Here is a 20925-nt window from a genome sequence, read left to right on the forward strand (position 1 = left end):
TCGACGGCGGCACGGTCCGTTGTTCAAGCTGGTCCGGTGGAGCCGGTTCGACGGCATCTCGTCGCCATTGACCGTCACCGCCCGGCCGTCCGGGCGGCGGTCCACCGGCACCTGGTCGCGATCCCCCGGGGCCGGCTCGATCCGGAGCCCACGCTGGTGCTCGAACCGGGTGCCCCGGAGCCCCCGGCAACCCGCTCGGTGCTGGCCGTGCTCGCCTCGTTCGCGCTGCTCAGCCTGCTCTGTTGCGGCGCGGTGGTGTCCGTCCTCCGGGTGACTTGATCTTGTGAGGTGGGTCGCCGCCCCGGCCGTCCAGGGCCGCCCGTATGGTGTGCGACACACCGGCGGCCGCCTCGGGTCACGAGCCCGGATCGAGGCCGTCCGTTAACCGAAGGTTGTACCTGGACCACCCGACCGGGGTGGATTCGCCGATGCCACCGTCTGCACAATGCGACCATGAGGCATCGGATAGCGGCAAAGGAGGCGCTATGACCATGACCGGCGCACGGGGACCGGTACTGGCGGAACGGCCTCGCGCCGACCTGCCGACCACCCCGCTGACCTGGCAGCGGACCGACATCGTCGGGACCGAGCTGGTTTTCCCCCGCGGGTCGCGGCCGAGCGGGTCGGCGATCGTCGCGGGCAAGCGGGCCTACACGCTGACCTGGCAGGCCGAGCTGACCGGCGCCGTCGAGGTCGAGTCGCTGCACGTCACCACCCGGGGCGACGGCTGGAGCCGGGAGCTGCGGCTGGGCCGCGCCGCCACCGGCTGGAGCTGCCGGGCCGAGCACGACGGAGACGCCGGCGATCTGCCGTTCGCCGGCACCGAGCAGCTCGACGCGCTCGACCCGGCGGCCGTGCTGCGTCTCGCCGACTCGCCGATCTTCGTCTCCTGGGCGGTCCGCAAGCTCGGCCTGACGGTGAAGTCCGGCCCGGTCACCGTCCCGGTCGTCCGGGTGGAGGTGCCGTCCCTGGCCGTGGTGCCCGGCACGATGACCTACCACCTGGTCAGCCCGCAGCGGCTGCGGATCAGCGGGGACTTCCCGGCGGCGACGCTGGAGCTGGACGCCGCCGGCATGGCCGTCTACCAGGCCGGCCGGATGCGCCTGGCGCGCTGACCTCGAACGATCGTTCGTTTTTCGGGTAGGCTGGGTGGGTGCCCCGCGTCTCGGAAGCCCACCTCGCCGCCCGCCGCCAGCAGATCCTCGACGCGGCGGTGCGCTGCTTCGCGCGCAACGGCTTCCATCAGACCTCGATGCAGGATGTGATCAAGGAGGCCGAGCTCTCGGTCGGCGCGTTCTACCGCTACTTCAAGAGCAAGAACGAGCTGATCATGGCGATCGCCACCACCAAGATCGGCGAAGTCACCGGGACCCTCGACCACCTGCTCGCCCTCGACCCGATGCCGCCGCTGCCGGTCTTCCTGGACGAGGTGATCACCATGGTCGAGACGGCGCTGAACGCCGACCAGACGGTGCGGATCGCGGTGCAGGTCTGGGGCGAGGCCACCTATGACGACGAGGTGGCCGCGGTGGTGCGGGAGGTCTACGGGCGGATCCGGGAGCGGATGGTCCGGGCCGCGGAGCGCGCCCAGACCGCCGGTCAGCTGCCCGCCGACGCTGACGCGTCCGGCATCGGCGCCGCCGTCTTCGGGCTGATCCAGGGCTACATCCTGCAGAGCGTCCTGATCGGCAACCTGGACCGCGAGACGTATACCGCCGGGGTCCGGGCCCTGCTCGGTGCGGGCCGCTGAGAGGCGAGCCACTTTTCGGTACGAGGTGAGCACCCACCGCGACGCTCCGCCCGTACCGGAAACGCGTGACGATCGGCGCCGGCAGCGGCCTCGCCGATCCGACGTGCCGCTGTCCGGTCGGCGGCGCTGGTCAGCCGGGAGGGGTGAGGCGGCGGCGCTGGTTGGGTGGCGGGGCGAGGCGGTGACGCTGGTCGGGTGGCGGGGCGAGGCGGCGGCGCTGGTCGGGTGGCGGGGCGACGCGGTGACGCTGGTCAGTCGGGCGGGACGAGGCGGCGGATCGCGGCGGTCAACCCCGGCTCGTCCAGCTCGCCCTCGGTGACCAGGGCGCGCAGGATGATCCCGTCGAGCAGCGCGCAGACGTCCCGGGCGGCCGCGGCGCCGATCGCCGGCTCCAGGACCTCCGGCAGACCGTCCATCCAGGCCGCGGCGAGCGGCCGCAGCGCGGCGTCGCGGGCCGCCGCGACACACAGCTCGTACTCGATCCGGACCTGCCGGCGATCGGCCAGATACTCACTGGTCAGCGTGGTCAGCTCGGCCGGCAGGTCGGGCGCCGCCGCGAGCCGCGCCGCCCACTCGTCCAGATCGGCTTGCATCGCGTCGCAGGCGTGCTGCAGGCCGGCGGCGATCAGATCATCCAGGGTGGGGAAGTAGTAGGTGGTCGCGCCGAGCGGCAGCCCGGCCCGGGCGGCGACCGCCCGGTGCGTGGTGCGGCCGACGCCGGACTCCGCGATGACCTCCATGGTGGCCACGGCCAGCGCGGCGCGGCGCGCCTCCGGATCGCGGGCACGCTGGGTGCGGCGCTCGGTCAATGCGCCTCCGCGCCGGTCAGGTTCAGCATCACGACTCCGGCAATGATCAGGACGATGCCGCCCACCTTAACCAGGGTGACCGGTTCGTCGAGGAAGAGCGCCCCGATCACCACGATCGCGGCGGTGCCGACCGCCGACCAGATCGCGTACGCGATACCGACCTGGATGCCGCCCTTGATCGCGTGCGACAGGGCGGTGAACGAGATGGCGTAACCGGCGAGGACGGCCAGCGTGGGCCAGAGCCGGCTGAAGCCGTCGGTGGCTTTCATCATGCTGGTGGCGAAGAGTTCACTCCCGATGGCGAGAGCGAGAAGGACGTACGGCACTGCTATGCACCTCATCTTGTACGTTCGTACAAGTACGATCGTACAAGAAAGTCTCTCGGAAGTCTGCGATCATTTTTCGGTGGCTGACGATGTGCGGGGGCGGCGGATCGCCGCGATGCGGGGGTGTGACCGGCTGCTGTCCGGGGTGCGGCCGGCGACGGTGCGGGAGCGGCTGGCCGAGCTGACCGCGGTGGCCGGGCCCGAGCTGATGCCGGACTACTACGGGGACGGGCTGGTCGGCGATCTGGAGGAGCGAGTCGCCCGGCTGCTCGGGACGCCGGCCGCGGTGTACTTCCCGACCGGGACGATGGCGCAGCAGGTGGCGCTGCGGTACGGCGCCGAGGTCACCGGGCGCCGGGCGGTGGCGCTGCACCCGCTCGGGCACCAGGAGGTGCACGAGCGCCGGGCGTACGCGGACCTGACCGGGCTGCGGTCGGTCCACCCGACGACGGCGCCGCGCAACCCGACGGCGGCGGAGATCGCGGCGCTGGACGAGCCGGTCGGGACCGTGGTGTTCGAGCTGCCGCTGCGGGACGCCGGGTTCGTGCTGCCCGGCTGGGCGGAGCTGGCCGAGGCGGCCGGGGTGGCCCGGGCGGCCGGGGCGCGGGTGCACTTCGACGGGGCGCGGTTGTGGGAGTCGGCGCCGTACCTGGGGCGCGGGCCGGCCGAGATCGCCGGGCTGGCCGATTCGACGTACGTCTCGTTCTACAAGACGCTGGGCGGCCTGAGCGGGGCGGCGGTGGCCGGGACCGACGACTTCGCCGGGTACGCCCGGGCGTGGCGGCACCGGCACGGCGGCCAGCTGTTCCAGCAGTGGCCGGCGGTGCTGTCCGCGCTGGCCGGGATCGAGCGGGAGCTGCCCCTGGTGCCGGAGTACGTGCGGCACGCCCGGGTCGTCGCGGCCGGGCTGGCGAAGCTGCCCGGGGCGGTGGTCTTCCCGCAGCCGCCGCACACCCACCAGTTCCGGCTGTGGCTGCCGCATCCGGCGGCGCGGCTCAACCAGGCGACGCTGGCGCTCGCCGAGCAGGAGGGCGTGTGGTTCGCCGGCGGGTGGCAGGACACCGAGCTGCCCGGGCACGCGATGGCGGAGATCAGCGTGCAGGGCCCGGCCCTGGAGTGGTCGGCCGGCGACGTGCTGGAAACCGGTCTGCGGCTCCTCGACCGGATTCAAGATCGGGCAGCTGGGTAGAGGGAGGGTGTCCCGTTCTCACCGGATGCAGGAGGTTCTGATGACTGCAGTCGCGAACCCGGCCACCGTGCAGGAGTGCCTGCGCGTCGGCGCCGGCTTCTCGCAGGGCGACCGCAACTGGCTCGCCGAGCAGTTCAGCCCGCTCGACGCACGGCTCGCCGCGTTCCACGCCGACGCCACCGAGCTGGAGATCATGGTGAAGGACCGCGACGCCCGCGGCCAGAAGGTCACCCTGGAGTGCTGGATCGGCGGTCGCGAGAAGATCGTCACCACGTCGACGGAGGAGGACCTGCACGCGGCGATCATGGACGTCCGGGACGACCTGCGCCGCCGGCTCAACGACTCGAAGACCAAGCAGGAGCCGCGCCACAACCGGCACCTGCGCGAGGTCCCGCAGGTCGCCGACCTCCCGGAACTCCCGGAGTAGCACCCGTCGCGGCCGGTCGGCTGGGCCTCTGGGGTGCCTCAGCGGCGCTGAGGCACCCCGGAGACCCAGCCGACCAGCCGCGAGGCGCGCTTCGGCCCGGATCCGCAGGCGCGTCGCGATGCGGGCTGGTCGTCAGGGGTGCCTCAAGGGCCTTGAGGCACCCCTGACGACCAGCCCGGGTCAGGGCAGGTCCTTGCCCAGGTAGGTGAGCGGGCCGGGGTCGGGCACCGGCAGCTCGGTGAAGCCGATCCGGTCGTAGAAGCCGCGCGCCCGGACGTTCGCGGTCAGCATCCCCAGATGCACCCGGGGCGCCCCGGCGGCGGCCGCCGCGCGCCCGAAGGCCGCGATCAGCCGCCGGCCGAACCCGCGCCCCTGATAGGGCGGGAGCAGGTCGATGTGCAGGTGCGCCGGCCAGTCCGCCAGCTCCGGGACGATCATCCGTTCCGGCCAGAAGTGCAGCGCCACCATGTCCTGCTCGGCGGTGCGCGGCGGAGGTGGCGGCGCCGGGTACTTGTCGCCGACCAGCGGGATCCACTCCTCCCGGTAACGCTTCACGAATCCGGGGGTGTCCGCGGTCCCGACCACGTAGCCGACCGCGTCCCCGCCGTCGTCCAGCACGAACGCGAGTTCCGGCTCCAGGTGCACGTAGGGCCCGGCGAACAGGTCGCCCATCAGGTCGTCGGTGGAGTACTGCCCGCGGGCGTCCGCGCCGGCGTCGGCGGTGCGGACACAGATGTCGTAGACCGCGGCCCGGTCGGCCGGTCGGTAGGGTCGAATCTCAGGCACTCCCGCACGCTAGGCGGTGGAAGCGCTTCCACCGCAAGCCCCGGTCAGGCCGTCGCCCGGAAGACCGGCGAGCTGGGGAACAGCGTCACCGGCACCGCCTCCCCGAGCGCGCTCCGCGCGGCGGCCGCCGCGATCTCCTCGACCGGATGGGTGGCCGTGGACAGACCCGGGTGCACCGCGCCGGCCAGCGGGCCGTCGTCGAAACCGGTCACCGCGACGTCGTCCGGCACCGGGATGCCCAGCGCCGCCAGCGCTTGCAGGACACCCAGAGCGGTGGCGTCGCTGACCGCGGCGATCGCGTCGGTGTCCGGCCAGCGGCGCAGGATCGCCCGGGCCGCGGACCGGCCCCGCTCGCTGGTGAAGTCGCCGCGCACGATCCGGGCCGGCAGCCCCGCCGACCGGGTCAGCTCCCGGTAGGCCGCGACCGGCGCCGCCGACGCGGCCAGCCACGGCGGGCCGGCGATCAGGGCGATCCGGCGCCGGCCGATCACGTACAGGTGGGCGAGCAGCGCGCCGACGCCCGCCGCGCTGTCGACGTCGGCGCCACCCGCGCCGATCACCGCGGTCCGGCCGCGCAGGCGGGACGGCAGGGCGTCGAGCATCGCCCGGTCGTGCCCGGCCAGCACGAGCGCGGCGAGACCCCGGTCGGTGGCCAGCTCGTCCAGGTCGGGGGCGCAGTCCAGGCTGAGGTGGCGGGACGCGACGCCCAGGCCGTACGGGAAGAGGGCGGTCGCGATCGCGGCCGTGGCCCGCGTGACGAACGGGTCCCGCAGGATGTCCGCGCGCTGGTCGCGCACCGCGAAGACGACCCGGGTCCCGGAGCCGCTGGCCAGCTGCCGGGCCACCGGGTGCGGCCGGTAACCGAGCTGCTCGGCGGCGGCCAGCACGGCCGCCCGGCTGGCCGCCGACGCCGGCCCGGACCCGGTCAGCGCCCGGGAGGCGGTGGCCGGCGACACCCCGGCCCGCCGGGCGACGTCGCTGAGTCCCGCACGCGTCTCTCGCATGTCCCCAGTGAACCACCGCGGTGAGGTCGGGACTTTGGTCCCGACCGGCCCGGGACCGCTGCCCTGGAGCGCGGGCTGCCTGATCGACAACTCTGGGAGGCGAGCACCGTTCACCGACCTGGGAGTGCCGACGTGTCACCCGAACCCGCTGCGCCCTTGCTGGCCGCGCGTCGCTTCCTCACCAGGGAGACGGTTGCCGACCACGGCCGCACCCTGCACCAGGTCAGCGACAACGACTGGGACGCGTTCTACCGCGACCGCTGGAAGTACGACAAGGTGGTCCGGTCCACGCACGGCGTGAACTGCACCGGCTCCTGCTCGTGGAACGTGTTCGTCCGGGACGGGCTGATCACCTGGGAGCACCAGGCCACCGACTACCCGACGACCGGCCCGGACGCCCCGGACTACGAGCCCCGCGGGTGCCCGCGCGGCGCCTCCTTCTCCTGGTACGAGTACTCGCCCTCCCGGGTCCGCCATCCCTACCTGCGCGGCACCCTGGCCGAGATGTTCCGGGAGGCCCGTGCGCGGCTCGGCGACCCGGTGCTGGCCTGGGCCGAGATCGTGGAGACCCCGCTCAAGGCGCGCGCCTACAAGTCGCAGCGTGGCCGGGGCGGGTTCGTCCGGGCCAGCTGGGACGAGGCGATCGAGATCGCGGCCGCGGCGCACGTCTACACCACCAAGACCTACGGACCGGACCGCGTGGTCGGCTTCTCGCCGATCCCGGCCATGTCGATGGCCTCGTTCGCGGCCGGCACCCGCTACCACGCGCTGCTCGGCGGCACCCTGCTCAGCTTCTACGACTGGTACGCGGACCTGCCGATCGCCTCTCCGCAGATCTGGGGCGACCAGACCGACGTGCCCGAGGCCGGCGACTGGTGGAACGCGACGTACCTGATGATGTGGGGCTCCAACATCCCGGTCACCCGCACGCCGGACGCGCACTTCCTGGCCGAGGCGCGCTACAAGGGCACCAAGGTCGTCGCGGTCAGCCCGGACTACGCGGACAACGTGAAGTTCGCCGACGACTGGCTGGCGCCGCACCCGGGCACCGACGGCGCCCTCGCGATGGCGATGGGCCACGTGGTGCTGAAGGAGTTCTTCGTCGACCGTCAGGTGCCCTACTTCCAGGACTACGTCCGGAAGTACACCGACCTGCCGTTCCTGGTGACCATCGCGGACGGCCGGGTGGACCGCTTCCTCACCGCCGCTGACCTGGGCGATCCGGACGGATCGCACAAGACGGTGCTCCTGGATTCCGGCACCGGCGAGGTGGTCGTCCCCAACGGTTCGCTCGGTTTCCGGTACGCCGAGCCCGGTCGCTGGAACCTCGACCTCGGCGACGTCGTCCCGGCCCTCGGCATCGGCGGCGACGAGACGGTGGCGATCGAGCTGGCCCGCTTCGACGTCGGTGACACCGAGGGCGGCGCCACGGTCACCCGCCGGGTGCCGGTCCGCCGGGTCGGCGAGCACCTGGTCACCACGGTGTACGAGCTGGTGCTGGCCCAGTACAACGTCGGCGGCGAGGACGACCTGCACACCCCGGCGTGGCAGGAGCGGATCACCGGCGTCCCGGCCGCGCTCGCCACCCGGATCGGCCGCGAGTTCGCCCGCAACGCCGAGCGCAGCCACGGCCGCTCGATGATCGTGCTGGGCGCCGGGGCGAACCAGTGGTTCCACTCCGACATGACCTACCGGGCGTTCATCTCGCTGGTCACGCTGACCGGCTGCCAGGGCGTCAACGGCGGCGGCTGGGCGCACTACGTGGGCCAGGAGAAGGCCCGCCCGATCACCGGCCAGCAGCACATGTCGTTCGCCTTCGACTGGCAGCGCCCGATGCGGCACCAGGCCTCCACCCCGTTCTGGTACCTGCACACCGACCAGTGGCGCTACGAGCGGGTGCCGGCCGACGAGTTGTCCTCGCCGCTGGGCACCGGCCGGTTCAAGGGGATGGCGTTCGCCGACACGGTCGCCGCCGCGCAGCGGATGGGCTGGAGCCCGGGGCACCCGTTCTTCAACCGCAACCCGCTCGACCTGGCGGACTCCGCCGCGGCCGCCGGCAAGCCGGTCCAGGACTACATCGTCGAGGAGCTCCGGGCCGGCCGGCTCACGCCGGTCGCCGAGGACCCGGACGACCCGGCCAACTTCCCGCGCTGCCTCACCCTGTGGCGGGCCAACCTGCTCGGCTCGTCCGGCAAGGGCAACGAGTACTTCATGCGCCACCTGCTCGGCGTCGAGGGCTCGGCGACCGCCACCGAGTGCGGCCCGGGCGAGCGTCCCCGCGACGTCACCTGGCGCGACGAGGCCCCGGTCGGCAAGCTCGACCTGCTCACCGCGATCGACTTCCGGATGACCAACACCGGCCTGCACGCCGACCTGGTCCTGCCGGCCGCCACCTGGTACGAGAAGCACGACATCTCGACCACCGACATGCACCCCTTCGTGCACGCGTTCAGCCCGGCGGTGGAGCCGGCCGGCGAGGCGCACACCGACTACGACACCTTCCTGGCCCTGGCCGACAAGGTCAGCGAGCTGGCCGTGACCCACCTCGGCACCCGGACCGACGTGCTCGCGGCGCCGCTGCAGCACGACACCCCGGACGAGCTGGCGATGCCGAGCGGCCGGGTCCGGGACTGGAAGTTCGGCGAGTGCGACCCGGTGCCGGGCCGCACGATGCCGAAGCTGATCACGATCGAGCGGGACTACACCCAGCTCGGCGCGAAGATGCGGACGGTCGGGCCGCTCCTCGACAAGCTCGGCACCACGACCAAGGCGATCACCGTCGACGTGCAGCCCGAGATCGACTACTTGAAGCACCAGAACGGCACGATCGACGGCCGTCCGTCGCTCGCCACCGCCGACCGGATGTGCGAGGCGATCCTGGCCCTCTCCGGCACCACCAACGGGCGGCTGGCGCACGCCGGCTTCGCCGAGCTGGAGAAGCGGACCGGCCAGCGGTTCACCGATTACATCGAGGGCCACGAGACCGACCGGATCACCTACGCCGACACCCAGGACGCGCCGCAGCCGGTCTTCACCAGCCCGGAGTGGTCCGGCTCGGAGAAGGGCGGGCGCCGCTACTCGCCGTTCACGATCAACGTGGAGCGGCTCAAGCCGTGGCACACGATCACCGGCCGGCAGCACTTCTTCGTCGAGCACGACTGGGTCGCCGAGCTGGGCGAGCAGCTGCCCGGGTTCCGGCCGCCGCTGAACATGGCCCGGCACTTCGGCAAGCCGGGCGACGCGGTCGACGGCGGGGTGACCGTACGGTTCCTGACCCCGCACGCCAAGTGGTCGATCCACTCGATGTACCACGACAACGAGCTGATGCTCGCGCTGTCCCGCGGCGGACCGGTGATCTGGATGAGCGTCCCGGACGCCCAGAAGATCGGGGTCCGGGACAACGACTGGATCGAGGCGCACAACCGCAACGGCGTCGTGGTGGCGCGGGCCGTGGTCAGCCACCGGATGCCGGAGGGCACGGTCTTCCAGTACCACTCGCCGGAACGCACGGTGAACGTCCCCAAGGCGGAGAAGTCCGGCAGGCGCGGCGGTTACCACAACTCGATGACCCGGCTGCTGATCAAGCCGACCCATCTGGCCGGTGGGCACGCCCAGCTCACCTACGCCTTCAACTACTACGGCCCGATCGGCAGCCAGCGCGACGAGATCACCGTGATCCGCCGCCGTACGCAGGAGGTTGAGTACTGATGCGGATCCGCGCCCAGATGGCGATGGTGATGAACCTCGACAAGTGCATCGGCTGCCACACCTGCTCGGTCACCTGCAAGCAGACCTGGACCAACCGGGAGGGCACCGAGTACGTCTGGTTCAACAACGTCGAGACCAAGCCCGGCATCGGGTACCCGAAGCACTACGAGGACCAGGAGCGCTGGAAGGGCGGCTGGAAACTCGACAAGAAGGGCCGGCTGACGCTGCGCTCCGGCGGCCGGCTGGCCCGGCTCGGGCACATCTTCGCCAACCCGGACCTGCCGTCCATCGACGACTACTACGAGCCGGCCACCTTCGACAAGGACATCCTGGTCAACGCGCCGGGCGGGCTGACCGACACCCCGGTGAAGAAGCCCTACTCGAAGCTCACCGGCGAGCCGATGGCGATCACCTGGGGCGCGAACTGGGAGGACTCGCTCGGCGGCGACACCGCGCGGGAGGACCCGAACCTGCGCCACCTCGCCGACAAGGTCACGTTCGAGTTCGAGAAGACGTTCCTGTTCCACCTGCCCCGGATCTGCGAGCACTGCCTCAACCCGGCCTGCGTCTCGGCCTGCCCGTCCGGCGCGATGTACAAGCGCGAGGAGGACGGCATCGTCCTGGTCGACCAGGACCGCTGCCGCGGCTGGCGGATGTGCGTCTCGGCCTGCCCGTACAAGAAGGTCTACGTCAACCACGCCACCGGCAAGGCGGAGAAGTGCACGTTCTGCTTCCCGCGCCTGGAGGCGGGGCAGCCGACGATCTGCTCGGAGACGTGCGTCGGCCGGCTGCGCTACCTCGGCCTGCTCTGGTACGACGAGGACGCGGTGCTCGCCGCGGCCGGCGTGGAGAACGAAGCGGACCTGCTGGACGCCCAGCGGTCGGTCTTCCTCGACCCGGCCGACCCGGCGGTGCAGCGGGCCGCCCGGGACGCCGGGATGCCGGAGGACTGGATCGAGGCGGCCGCCCACTCGCCGGTCTGGAAGCTGATCGGCGAGTACCGGATCGCGCTGCCGCTGCACCCGGAGTACCGGACGCTGCCGATGGTCTGGTACGTGCCGCCGCTGTCCCCGGTGCTGGACGCGGCCGGGGCCGCCGGGCGCGACGACACCGACGCCGACGACATCTTCCACACCATCCGTGACCTGCGGATCCCGGTCGAGTACCTGGCCGAGCTGTTCACCGCCGGGGACGCCGAGGTGGCCGCCGGGGTGCTGATGAAACTGGCCGGGATGCGGGCCTACATGCGGACCCGGACCCTGGACGGGACGGTCGCGCAGGAGCTGCTCGACGGGATCGGGATGACGGCCGAGCAGGTCGAGGCGATGTACCGGCTGCTCGCCATCGCCAAGTACGACGAGCGCTACGTGATCCCGGTCGCGCACACCAAGCAGGCCGCCGAGCTGGAGGCCCAGGCGACCGCGCAGAACGACTGCTCGCTGGACTGCTCGGGCGGGCCCGGCATGGGTGGGCCGGCCGAGGACTTCCACCTGGTCAAGTCGGACGGCCGCCGCCGGCTGAGCATCAACCCGCTGCGGGGGCGGGCATGAGCGCCCCGGACCGCGCGCGGATCTTCCAGCTCGCCTCGCTGCTGCTCACCTACCCGGACGCCGAGCTGCTCGGGGCCGGCTCGGAGCTGCGGGCCGCCGCTGCGGAGATCGAGGACCGGCGGGCGCGGACGCTGTTCACCGAGTTCCTCGACTGGTGTCTCACGCAGAGCCCGATCGAGGCGCAGCGGCACTACGTGCAGACGTTCGACCTGCGGCGGAAGTCCGGGCTGTACCTGACGTACTACCTGCACGGCGACACCCGGAAGCGGGGGATGGCGCTGCTCATGCTCAAGCAGCGGTACCGGGCGCACGGACTGCGGCTGGCCGGCGGCGAACTGCCCGACCTGCTGCCGGTGGTGCTGGAGTTCGCCGCGACGGCCGGGCCGGGGGACGGGGAGGCGCCGCTGCGGCAGCATCGGCAAGGGCTGGAGCTGCTGCGGGCGGCGCTGGGGGAGACGCTCACGCCGTACGCCAAAGTCCTGGAAGCCGTGTGTGCCGTCCTGCCGCAACTCTCCGATGCCGACCGTGCCGCCCTCGCGGCCCTCGCCTTCGACGGCCCGCCCGTCGAGACCGTCGGTCTCGACGCGGTCGGCCGCGGGCCGGCCCTCGCCCCTCGCGGGCCGGACCTCGCCCCCTATGCCACCTGCGGAACCGCGGAGGTCTCCCGATGAACACCCTGGTCTGGGTGGTGCTGCCGTATGCCTGCCTGGCCGTCTTCGTGGCCGGGCACGTCTGGCGGTGGCGTCATGATCAGTTCGGCTGGACCACGCACACCAGCCAGCTGCTGGAGAGCCGGCTGCTGCGGCTCGGATCGCCGATGTTCCACCTCGGCGCGTTCGGGGTGATCGGCGGGCACGCGATGGGCCTGCTCGTCCCGGCCTCGCTGACCGAGACGCTGGGCATCCCCGAGCACCTCTACCACCAGGTCGCGGTCTGGGGCGGCACGGTCACCGGCATCGTCATGGTGGCCGGGCTGGCGCTGCTGATCGCGCGGCGGTTCGTCAGCGGCCGGGTCCGCCGGGTCACCACCCGGATGGACAAGGTGCTCTACGTCTTCCTGGCCGCCATGGTGGTGCTCGGGATGACCGCGACCGTGGGCGAGAACCTGCTCGGCTCCGGCTACGACTACCGGGAGACGATCGCGGTCTGGTTCCGCGGCGTCTTCTGGTTCCAGCCGCACACCGAGCTGATGACCGGCGCGCCGCTGGTCTACCAGCTGCACGCGATCGGCGGGTTCCTGTTCCTGGCGCTCTGGCCGTTCACCCGGCTGGTGCACGTCTGGTCGGCGCCGCTCGCCTACCTCTGGCGGCCCTACGTCGTCTACCGCGCCCGGCGCGGGCCGGTGCCGGCCGGGCCGCCGGCGCCCGCTGTGGTCCGGGACGCCGCGCGGCCGGCTGCCCGCTGAGACTGTTTTCGGTACGACCGGAGCGGCCGGCGGCCACCGGAAAATGTCACAGGGTCGTCCTAGGGTGAGAGCGACTTCTTCCGATGGGGGTTTTGCCATGACGACTCTGTCCGACCGGCCCGGCACCGCGTTGCTCGTCATCGACGTGCAGCGCGGCGTGCTGGAGGACGCGTTCAACCGGGACGCCGTGATCGCCAACATCGCCGCCCTGGTGGAGCGGGCCCGCTTCGAGCAGGTCCCGGTGGTCTGGGTGCAACACTCCGACGAGGAGAACCTGCCGCTGCACAGCCCCCAGTGGGAGTATGTGGCGGAGCTGCCCCAGGCCGACGGCGAGCCGGTGGTGCACAAGAAATACGGGGACGCCTTCGAGGCCACCGACCTCGAGGAGCGGCTCGCCGAGCGGCGGGTCGGCCGGCTCGTGGTGACCGGCGCGTCCTCCGACGCCTGCATCCGCTCGACCATCCACGGCGCCTTCACCCGGGGCTATGACGTGACGCTGGTCAGCGACGCGCACACCACCGGGGACCTGAGCAAGTGGGGCGCGCCCAGCCCGGAGCTGGTGGTCGCGCACACCAACCTGTACTGGGACTACACGAGCGCGCCCGGCCGCACCGCCGGGACGGCGCCGACTGCGGGGGTCAGCTTCGCCGCCGGATGATCCGTCGTAGCGTGTGGGCATGGACGACGCCTACCTGCCCCAGGTCTATCAGCAGTTCCTCGGCCGCTTCCCGGAGGTGGCCGAGGCGCAGGGCGCGCTCGCGCAGGTGGTGCGCGAGCGCAGCCCGTTCGATCCGCGCACCGATCGGCTGCTCCGGCTGGCCATGGCGATCGGGGCGCAGGCCGAGGGCGCGGTGCGCTCCAACGTCCGCAAGGCGCTCGAGCACGGCGCCACGCTGGACGAGGTGCGGGCGGTGGCCCTGGGCGCGATCACCACGTGTGGTTTCCCCACCGCGATCGCCGCGATGGGCTGGATAGAGGAAGTCGCAGAGGCACAGTGACGGTGGAGAACGGGTGGCTGCGGAAGATCGCCGAGGACCCGGGGCATTCGCAGTGGTACATCAAGCGGTTCCGGGACATGGCCGCCCAGGGGCACGACCTGGTCGGTGAGGCCCGCCTCGTCGACACCATGGTGCCGCGCGGGGCGCGGATCCTGGACGCCGGCTGCGGGCCCGGCCGGATCGGCGGCCACCTGGCGACGCTCGGGCATGAGGTGACCGGCGTCGACCTGGACCCGGAGCTGATCGCCGCGGCCGTCGCCGACCATCCCGGGCCGGAGTGGCTGGTCGGCGACCTCTCCCAGCTGGAGTTGCCCGGGCCGCCGTTCGACGCGATCGTCTGCGCCGGGAACGTGATGACCTTCGCGGCTCCGGGCAGCCGGGTCGAGATCCTCCGGCGCTTCGCCCGGCACCTGGCGCCCACCGGGCGGGCGGCGATCGGCTTCGGCGCCGGCCGGGGCTACTCCTTCGACGAATTCCTGGCGGACGTCGCGGCGGCCAGCCTCACCGCGGACCTGCTGCTGAGCACGTGGGACCTGCGGCCCCTCACCCCGGAGTCGGACTTCCTGGTCGCGCTGCTCCGCCATCCCTGACCGAGCCGCCACCCGCCGCAGCCCTCTACCGCCCGCGGCGGCTTCCGCCCGGCACCCCAGCACCCTTACTGCCCGGGGCGCCTTCCGCTCGGCACCCCCGGCCCCGCAGCGCTCCCAGCCCGGCGCCCTCCGCCTACCCCCCGGCCCCGCGGCGTTCCCAGCCCGGCGCCCTCCGCCTGCCCCCGGCCCCGCGGCGCTCTCAGCCCGGCGCCCTCCGCCTACCCCGGCCGGCGGCACACGGTTGGGAGCGCGCCCGGTTTGGGCGGCCCGTTCCGTTGGTAGCGGGCTTGCTGCGGAGGTGGTGGACGTGGGCCGGGCGGCGGTGACCGGCCCAGAGCGCCCGGGCAGGACAACGCGCGCCGCGGTGGCGCTGGTCCAGTCCGGGCATGTGGCGCTCGGGGTGCTCGACGCGGCAGACCGATCCCGATCAGCCGGTCCGTGGGGACGGGACTTGGGGGTTCCGGAGGACGGGTCCAAGGTCCCTGTCTGCGCCGGTCAGGAGACGGGAGTGTGGTCATGCAGCGCCCGGCCGGTGGCCGGGGCGAGTGACGGACAGTGGAGTGGACCATGAGCACAACCGTGGCCCGGGCGGCAGGCGTCGCCGGCGAGACGGCACCGCGGACGGCGCGGCGAGGGTTGATGCTGGCGCTGGCGACGATCGGGTTCGCCGTGAACTTCTGGGCGTGGGCGCTGCTCAGCCCGCTGGCCGCGAAGTTCCAGGCGGCGCTCGGACTGAGCTCGTTCCAGCAGGCGCTGCTGGTCGCGGTGCCGGTCGTGGTCGGGTCGCTGGGCCGGATCCCGGTCGGGGCGCTGACCGACCGGTTCGGCGGACGGGTCATGTTCCCGCTCGTCTCGCTCGCCACCGTGGTCCCGGTGCTCTTCCTCGGCCTGGTCGGCCACGACTCGCTCACCGCGCTGCTGGTCGGCGGCTTCTTCCTGGGCATCGGTGGAACGGCCTTCGCGGTCGGCGTCCCGTTCGTGAACGCCTGGTTCCCGCCGGAGCGCCGCGGTCTCGCGGTCGGCATCTTCGGCGCCGGCATGGGTGGCACCGCGATCAGCGCGCTCACCACCGTCCGGCTGGTGACCGTGGGCAGCACCGCCACCCCGTTCATCCTGACCGCGATCATGCTGGTCGCCTACGCCGTCGTCGCCTGGCTGCTGCTGCGGGACGCGCCCGGCCGGGTCGTTCCGACGGCGCCGCTGACCCAGCGGCTCGGCGCCACCCTGCGGCTGCGGGTCACCTGGCAGGCGTCGGCGCTCTACGCGGTCGCCTTCGGCGGGTACGTCGCCTTCTCGGTCTACCTGCCGGCCTACCTGAAGACCGCCTACACCCTGACCCCGGCCGACGCGGCCAACCGGATGGCCGGGTTCGTGCTGCTCGCCGTCGTGATGCGGCCGGTCGGCGGCTGGCTGGCCGACCGGTTCGCGGCCAGCCGGGTGCTCGCGGTGGCCCTCGGCGTGGTGGTCCTCGGCGCGGTCGCCCAGGCCTTCACCCCGGGCCTGGCCCCGATCGGCACGGTCGCCTTCCTGGCCATGGCCGCCGCGCTCGGCGCCGGCAGCGGTGCGACCTTCGCCCTGGTCGCCCAGCTCGCCCCGGCCCAGCAGGTCGGCTCGGTCACCGGCGTGGTCGGCGCGGCCGGCGGTCTCGGCGGCTTCGTCCCGCCGCTGGTGATGGGCATGATCTACGGCCACTTCCAGTCCTACGCCCTGGGCCTCGCCCTGCTCGGCGTGGTCGCCCTGGCCGCCCTGCTCCTGGACATCCTGTCGGTCGGCCGCCGCTCGGCCGCCGCTCAGCCCTGACCCGGCCGCCGGGCCGCCCGCCCGGCAGCCGTCGGCCGGGCGGACCGCTCTCGCCCGACCCGGGAACCGCGGCCCGCCGGCCTCATCCACCGGCGGGCCGCGGTCTTTTGCCGTGTCGACGGGGTGGTCAGTGCCAGGTGCGGTGGCGGGCTCGATCGACGGCGATCTGGAAGGACAGCTCGAAGCGGTGGGCCGGGTTGGCGTGGTACCAGCGGAGCGTCTGCAGGACGAGCACCGGGTCCGCGGCCAGCCAGGGGATCTGGATGGTCACGCAGTCCGAGGTCCGGAACAAGGAAGGCCTGACGCGAGCGGTCGGAACAGGGCCTTCTGGGAGCGCGACCAGCGAAAGATCGGCTGAGACCGCGGAGGGGGAGGTAGCGGAAGGGAAGGTCGCGGAGGGGGAGGCCGCGGAAGGGAAAGTCGCGGAGGCGGAGGTAGCGGAGGGGGAAGCCGCAGGGGCCGCTGGGAGCGTGATCACCGGGATGCGGGCCTGCTCGTCCGGGACCACTTCGCGGATCGACTGCCAGGGGACGAACTGCTCGGTCCGGATACCGCGGTGATACACGCCGTCCGGGGTGAGCGCCAGCCGCCCCGGCGCGTGCCGGAGCAGCACATACAGCGCCGACGCGCTGAGCAGCGCTCCCACGGCTAGCGGCGGGGTGCGCAGCGCCAGCGCCGCCTGGGCCAGGGTGAGCAGGGTCAGGAAAGCGGAATACCAGTAGTAGAGCCGCCGCGAGTAGCCGAAGGTCAGCCCGGGCGTGCCGTCGTCGATCCGGGTGATCCGCATCCGGTCGCCGGTGTTGTGCGGGCGCACCCAGAGGTTCAGCAGCAGGCCGAACAGGTGCCCGAGCAGCAGCACGGCGATCCCGCAGGCCAGCGCGGCCCCGGCGTCGCCGGCGATTGCCGACCAGACGGCGGCGGCGAGCAACAACACGGCGACGACGCCGCTGCCGACGGTGGCCTGTGCCAGACGCGGTGACGGGCGGCAGTCCCGCCACGGTGACGGGTCGGCGGTGATCGGGGTGGTGCGCGGCAGGTCGAAGTAGAGGGTCATCGGGCCCGCCGGATCCGGCGGGCCAGGGGAGCGGCCGGTTCGCCACCGGCGACCGACCGGATCGGCGGCTGTGAGGCGGCGCCGACCGGCCGGATCGGCGGGAGTGAGGCAGTGCCGACCGGCCGGATCGGCGAGAGTGAGCCGGCGCCGACCGACCGGATCGGTCGTTCGGGGGCGGCGACCCGGCGGGCGGTCTCGTTGGCCCGCCGGAGACAGTCGGTGATCGTGCGCAGGATGTCCAGGTCGATGCGTGGGCGATCGCTCATCAGGTTCCCTCTTCCGGTCCCCCGGGGTTTCGACGCCCTGGGGTACGGACATCGAGAGCGATCAGTTCAAACGCGTCGTAGCCATGGAAGCGCTCCCGGCAGAAAAATCTAAACGCCCTTAAGTAAGTGGTCAAGAGCAGGCCCGTCCCGCATCCAAGAGAGCCGATGGAAATCGGGCGTCCACCAGGGCGCGGCCGAGTGGGAACTCGGTCGGGCGGACGCCGCCGCCCCGTGTTGGCGGGCGCCGGCCAGACCGGGCACTCGCCCAGACGGCGCACGTAACCGTTCCCGGGCCCGGCCGGGTCCTCCCGCTGTCCACAGTCGGTGACGCGGTCGCCCGTACCCAAAACCGGGGTTTTGCCCCATCCCGCACCTCCCGCTTTCCGGTCGTGCCGGGAAATCGCGCACCGAGCGACGACCCGACATCTCCTCTTGACATCGCAAACTTAAGCCACTTAATAATGGCCCCGTCAAAGGTGAACCTCGCGTGTGGGCTGGGCATGCGCGGGCGACCCGGGCCGATAACCCGCCGCCGGTCACGACGGCGTTGAAGATCGAGGTATTCGCATATGTCCAAGCTGAAGGCCGCGGTCGCCGCGGCTGCCGCGCTGACGCTGGTCGTCGTCGCGGGTTGCTCCGGCGACAAGAGCGACGGCGGCACCAAGGGCAACGCCGGGAACAGTTCGATCACCGTCTTCAACGGCTCGACGGGCACCATCGTCGAGAACTGGAACCCGTTCAGCCCGACCCTGTTGCAGCCCACCCAGGGCCTGATCTACGAGACGCTGTACTGGTTCAACTTCGCCAAGGAGTCCGACCCGACGCCGATGCTCGGGACCGCGTTCTCCTGGGACTCCGCCGGCAAGGTCCTCACCATCACCACCCGGGACGGGGTGAAGTGGTCGGACGGCCAGCCGTTCTCCGCCAAGGACGTGGCGTTCACCTTCGACCTGGTCAAGCGCACGCCGGCGATCAACGCGAGCGGCCTGAAGCTGGTCTCCTCGGTGGCCAAGGACGACAAGACCGCGGTGCTGACCTTCGCGGTGCCGTCGTTCACCGCGGAGGCGGCGGTCATCGCCAACACCCCGATCGTCGCCGAGCACGTCTGGAGCAAGATCGACGACCCGGCGAAGTCGATCAACCCGAACCCGGTCGGCACCGGGCCGTACCAGCTGAAGACCTTCTCCGCGCAGAGCTACGTGATGGAGAAGAACCCGAACTACTGGCAGGCCGGCAAGCCGCAGATCCAGAACGTCCGGTACGTCGCGCTGGCCACCGCCGACGCCGCCACCGCCGCGCTGACCGCCGGCCAGGTCGACTGGATGAGCGCCTTCCTGCCCGGCCTGGAGCAGCTGCTCAAGAATCAGAAGAACCTGACCTACGTGAACACCCCGGCGATGACCACGTCGATCTTCACCTGCGCCGGTGCCGAGCTCGGCTGCGAGGGCCCGCAGACCGACCCGGCGGTACGCCAGGCGATCTACTACGCGCTCAACCGTGACCAGCTCAACAAGCTGGCCGGCGGCGGTTTCGCGGAGACCGCGTCGCCGACGCTGCTGCTGCCCGAGCGGGACAAGAAGTGGATCGCCGATCAGGCGAACGCCACCACCCCGGGCGCGCCGGACGTCGCCAAGGCCAACCAGGTGCTGGACGCGGCCGGCTGGGTCAAGGGCAGTGACGGCATCCGGGCCAAGGGCGGCGAGAAGCTGTCGATGACCATCCAGACGGTGACCGGCTGGAGCGACTACATCTCGCTGAACGACGCGATGAAGCAGGAGCTCAAGGAGGTCGGCATCGAGGTCAAGCCGACCCAGCTGTCGTGGAACGAGTGGAACAACAACCAGGTGCAGGGCAAGTTCCAGCTGTCACTGGACTCGATCGGCCTGGGCGCGTCGACCAACCCGTACTTCACCTACCTGAAGTACACCACCGTCACCACGGCCAAGGTCGGCGAGGCGGCGCAGAACAGCGGCAACTACTCGCGGTACAAGAACCCCAGGGTGGACGCGGCGATCGCGGCGGCGACAAACACCAACGACGAGGCCGCGCAGAAGGCGCAGTACGCGATCATCCAGCAGGAGATCGTCAAGGACCTGCCGTACATCCCGATCTACGTGAACTCGATGCTGACCGAGTTCAGCACCGCGAACGCGGTCGGCTGGCCCACCAACGAGAACAAGTACGCCCTGCCCGCGTCCTGGAAGAGCTGGGACAACGGCGTCGTGCTGAGCAACCTGCAGCCCGCGAAGTAAGGACGGCCGGCCGTGCGCTACCTGCTTCGCAAGTTGGGGTTCTACCTGGTCGCCCTCTGGGCGGCGCTGACGGTGAACTTCTTCGTCCCGCGCCTGATGCCCGGCGACCCGGTCGACATCCTGCTGTCGAAGCTGGGTCAGCGCGGGCCGGTCACCCCGGAGATGCGCGCCTCGACCGAGGCCTTGCTGGGTACCAGCAGCGGCAAGTCGCTCCTGAGTCAGTACCTGGAGTATCTCGGGAACCTGGCACACGGGGACCTGGGCGTCTCGGTGACGTTCTTCCCCGCGTCGGTCAGCTCGATCATCGAGCAGACCCTGCCCTGGACGATCGGCCTGATCGGTCTGGCCACGGTGATCTCGTTTCTGGTCGGCGTCGGTCTCGGCACCGCCGCCGGCTGGAAACGGGGCTCCTGGCTGGACAGCCTGATCCCGGTCACCACGATGTTCCAGTCGGTGCCGTACTTCTGGCTGGCCCTGATCCTGCTCTTCCTGTTCGGCAGCGTCTGGCCGCTCTTCCCGCTCAACGGCGGTTACGACGTCTACACCGTCGAGCCCGGCTGGAACCTCGACTTCATCGGCTCGGTGCTCTATTACGGCGCGCTGCCGGCGCTCACCATCATCCTGTCCAGCGTCGGCGGCTGGATGCTCGGCATGCGCAACATGATGGTCTCCACGCTGTCCGAGGACTACATGGTCACCGCCGAGGCGAAGGGCCTGCGCCCGGGCCGGATCATGCGCCGCTACGCGGCCCGCAACGCGATCCTGCCGTCGGTCTCCGGCTTCGCCATCTCGCTCGGGTTCGTGGTGGCCGGCTCGATCGTCACCGAGGCGGTCTTCTCCTACCCCGGCATCGGCTCCGCGCTGCTGCAGGCGGTCGGCGGCAACGACTACGCCCTCATGCAGGGCATCTTCCTGGTCATCACGCTGTCCGTGCTCGGCGCGAACCTGCTGGTCGACCTCCTGTACTCGGTGATCGACCCGCGCACCCGCGCCCGGGCCTGAGGGAGGCCG

General features: G+C 71.9%; 21 protein-coding genes. 15 read left to right on the forward strand and 6 right to left on the reverse strand.

Features of this window, described 5'->3' with window-relative positions:
- Nucleotides 1-36 precede the first annotated feature (36 nt).
- From BJY16_RS21850 to BJY16_RS48490, 3 genes are all read left to right on the forward strand, one after another.
- Entirely contained in the window at nucleotides 37-279 is a 243-nt protein-coding gene (locus BJY16_RS21850; protein ID WP_185041446.1) for a hypothetical protein, read from the forward strand.
- A gap of 206 nt (nucleotides 280-485) precedes the next feature.
- Entirely contained in the window at nucleotides 486-1115 is a 630-nt protein-coding gene (locus tag BJY16_RS21855; RefSeq protein WP_185041447.1) for a putative glycolipid-binding domain-containing protein, read from the forward strand.
- 38 nt (nucleotides 1116-1153) lie between these two features.
- Nucleotides 1154-1750: a TetR/AcrR family transcriptional regulator gene (locus BJY16_RS48490; RefSeq protein WP_185041448.1), complete on the forward strand. Its 597-nt coding sequence runs from the start codon at nucleotides 1154-1156 to the stop codon at nucleotides 1748-1750.
- A 251-nt stretch (nucleotides 1751-2001) separates the two neighbouring features.
- On the opposite strand, the gene BJY16_RS21865 is transcribed toward BJY16_RS48490, so the two are convergent.
- A complete protein-coding gene (locus BJY16_RS21865; protein ID WP_185041449.1) occupies nucleotides 2002-2559 on the reverse strand; it encodes a TetR/AcrR family transcriptional regulator in 558 nt (185 codons plus the stop codon).
- On the reverse strand, nucleotides 2556-2885 hold the full coding sequence (locus BJY16_RS21870; protein WP_185041450.1) for a DMT family transporter: 330 nt from the start codon (nucleotides 2883-2885) through the stop codon (nucleotides 2556-2558). The genes BJY16_RS21865 and BJY16_RS21870 overlap by 4 nt, the downstream gene beginning before the upstream one ends.
- A 79-nt stretch (nucleotides 2886-2964) precedes the next feature.
- Here BJY16_RS21870 and BJY16_RS21875 point away from each other — a divergent pair, with 79 nt between their 5' ends.
- Both BJY16_RS21875 and BJY16_RS21880 read left to right on the forward strand, forming a co-directional pair.
- Nucleotides 2965-4074 carry a threonine aldolase family protein gene (locus BJY16_RS21875; RefSeq protein WP_239176715.1) on the forward strand — a complete coding sequence of 370 codons (1110 nt, stop codon included), beginning with the start codon at nucleotides 2965-2967 and terminating at the stop codon, nucleotides 4072-4074.
- 40 nt (nucleotides 4075-4114) lie between these two features.
- Complete coding sequence (locus BJY16_RS21880) at nucleotides 4115-4501, forward strand: HPF/RaiA family ribosome-associated protein (protein ID WP_185041452.1); 387 nt, start codon at nucleotides 4115-4117, stop codon at nucleotides 4499-4501.
- Between the two features lie 180 nt (nucleotides 4502-4681).
- Here the strand turns inward: BJY16_RS21880 and BJY16_RS21885 are convergent, their stop codons facing one another.
- Together BJY16_RS21885 and BJY16_RS21890 are read right to left on the reverse strand one after the other, a co-directional pair.
- Nucleotides 4682-5287: a GNAT family N-acetyltransferase gene (locus tag BJY16_RS21885; protein ID WP_185041453.1), complete on the reverse strand. Its 606-nt coding sequence runs from the start codon at nucleotides 5285-5287 to the stop codon at nucleotides 4682-4684.
- Between the two features lie 44 nt (nucleotides 5288-5331).
- Entirely contained in the window at nucleotides 5332-6291 is a 960-nt protein-coding gene (locus tag BJY16_RS21890; RefSeq protein ID WP_185041454.1) for a LacI family DNA-binding transcriptional regulator, read from the reverse strand.
- 156 nt (nucleotides 6292-6447) lie between these two features.
- Here BJY16_RS21890 and BJY16_RS21895 point away from each other — a divergent pair, with 156 nt between their 5' ends.
- From BJY16_RS21895 to BJY16_RS21930, 8 genes are all read left to right on the forward strand, one after another.
- Nucleotides 6448-9999, forward strand: coding sequence for a nitrate reductase subunit alpha (locus BJY16_RS21895; protein ID WP_185046592.1), 3552 nt, complete (start codon nucleotides 6448-6450; stop codon nucleotides 9997-9999).
- Nucleotides 9999-11549: a nitrate reductase subunit beta gene (gene narH, locus BJY16_RS21900; RefSeq protein ID WP_185041455.1), complete on the forward strand. Its 1551-nt coding sequence runs from the start codon at nucleotides 9999-10001 to the stop codon at nucleotides 11547-11549. Before BJY16_RS21895 ends, narH begins: the two co-directional genes overlap by 1 nt.
- Nucleotides 11546-12220 carry a nitrate reductase molybdenum cofactor assembly chaperone gene (gene narJ, locus BJY16_RS21905; protein ID WP_185041456.1) on the forward strand — a complete coding sequence of 225 codons (675 nt, stop codon included), beginning with the start codon at nucleotides 11546-11548 and terminating at the stop codon, nucleotides 12218-12220. The genes narH and narJ overlap by 4 nt, the downstream gene beginning before the upstream one ends.
- Nucleotides 12217-12954 (forward strand): respiratory nitrate reductase subunit gamma, encoded by a 738-nt coding sequence (gene narI, locus BJY16_RS21910; RefSeq protein ID WP_185041457.1) that lies wholly within the window; start codon nucleotides 12217-12219, stop codon nucleotides 12952-12954. The genes narJ and narI overlap by 4 nt, the downstream gene beginning before the upstream one ends.
- Before the next feature lie 97 nt (nucleotides 12955-13051).
- Complete coding sequence (locus BJY16_RS21915; RefSeq protein WP_185041458.1) at nucleotides 13052-13612, forward strand: isochorismatase family protein; 561 nt, start codon at nucleotides 13052-13054, stop codon at nucleotides 13610-13612.
- A gap of 19 nt (nucleotides 13613-13631) precedes the next feature.
- A complete protein-coding gene (locus BJY16_RS21920; RefSeq protein ID WP_185041459.1) occupies nucleotides 13632-13952 on the forward strand; it encodes a carboxymuconolactone decarboxylase family protein in 321 nt (106 codons plus the stop codon).
- Nucleotides 13953-14029: 77 nt separating this feature from the next.
- Nucleotides 14030-14542 carry a class I SAM-dependent methyltransferase gene (locus BJY16_RS21925; protein WP_203758839.1) on the forward strand — a complete coding sequence of 171 codons (513 nt, stop codon included), beginning with the start codon at nucleotides 14030-14032 and terminating at the stop codon, nucleotides 14540-14542.
- A gap of 567 nt (nucleotides 14543-15109) precedes the next feature.
- Complete coding sequence (locus tag BJY16_RS21930; protein ID WP_239176717.1) at nucleotides 15110-16342, forward strand: MFS transporter; 1233 nt, start codon at nucleotides 15110-15112, stop codon at nucleotides 16340-16342.
- Nucleotides 16343-16469: 127 nt separating this feature from the next.
- Here the strand turns inward: BJY16_RS21930 and BJY16_RS21935 are convergent, their stop codons facing one another.
- Both BJY16_RS21935 and BJY16_RS21940 read right to left on the reverse strand, forming a co-directional pair.
- Nucleotides 16470-17396 carry a hypothetical protein gene (locus tag BJY16_RS21935; RefSeq protein ID WP_185041461.1) on the reverse strand — a complete coding sequence of 309 codons (927 nt, stop codon included), beginning with the start codon at nucleotides 17394-17396 and terminating at the stop codon, nucleotides 16470-16472.
- Nucleotides 17393-17662 (reverse strand): hypothetical protein, encoded by a 270-nt coding sequence (locus BJY16_RS21940; RefSeq protein WP_185041462.1) that lies wholly within the window; start codon nucleotides 17660-17662, stop codon nucleotides 17393-17395. Before BJY16_RS21940 ends, BJY16_RS21935 begins: the two co-directional genes overlap by 4 nt.
- A 569-nt stretch (nucleotides 17663-18231) precedes the next feature.
- Here BJY16_RS21940 and BJY16_RS21945 point away from each other — a divergent pair.
- Both BJY16_RS21945 and BJY16_RS21950 read left to right on the forward strand, forming a co-directional pair.
- Nucleotides 18232-19914 (forward strand): ABC transporter substrate-binding protein, encoded by a 1683-nt coding sequence (locus BJY16_RS21945; RefSeq protein ID WP_185041463.1) that lies wholly within the window; start codon nucleotides 18232-18234, stop codon nucleotides 19912-19914.
- A gap of 12 nt (nucleotides 19915-19926) precedes the next feature.
- Complete coding sequence (locus BJY16_RS21950; protein WP_185041464.1) at nucleotides 19927-20916, forward strand: ABC transporter permease; 990 nt, start codon at nucleotides 19927-19929, stop codon at nucleotides 20914-20916.
- Nucleotides 20917-20925: the final 9 nt, after the last annotated feature.

The organism is Actinoplanes octamycinicus (genome assembly GCF_014205225.1).
Classification (GTDB): domain Bacteria; phylum Actinomycetota; class Actinomycetes; order Mycobacteriales; family Micromonosporaceae; genus Actinoplanes; species Actinoplanes octamycinicus.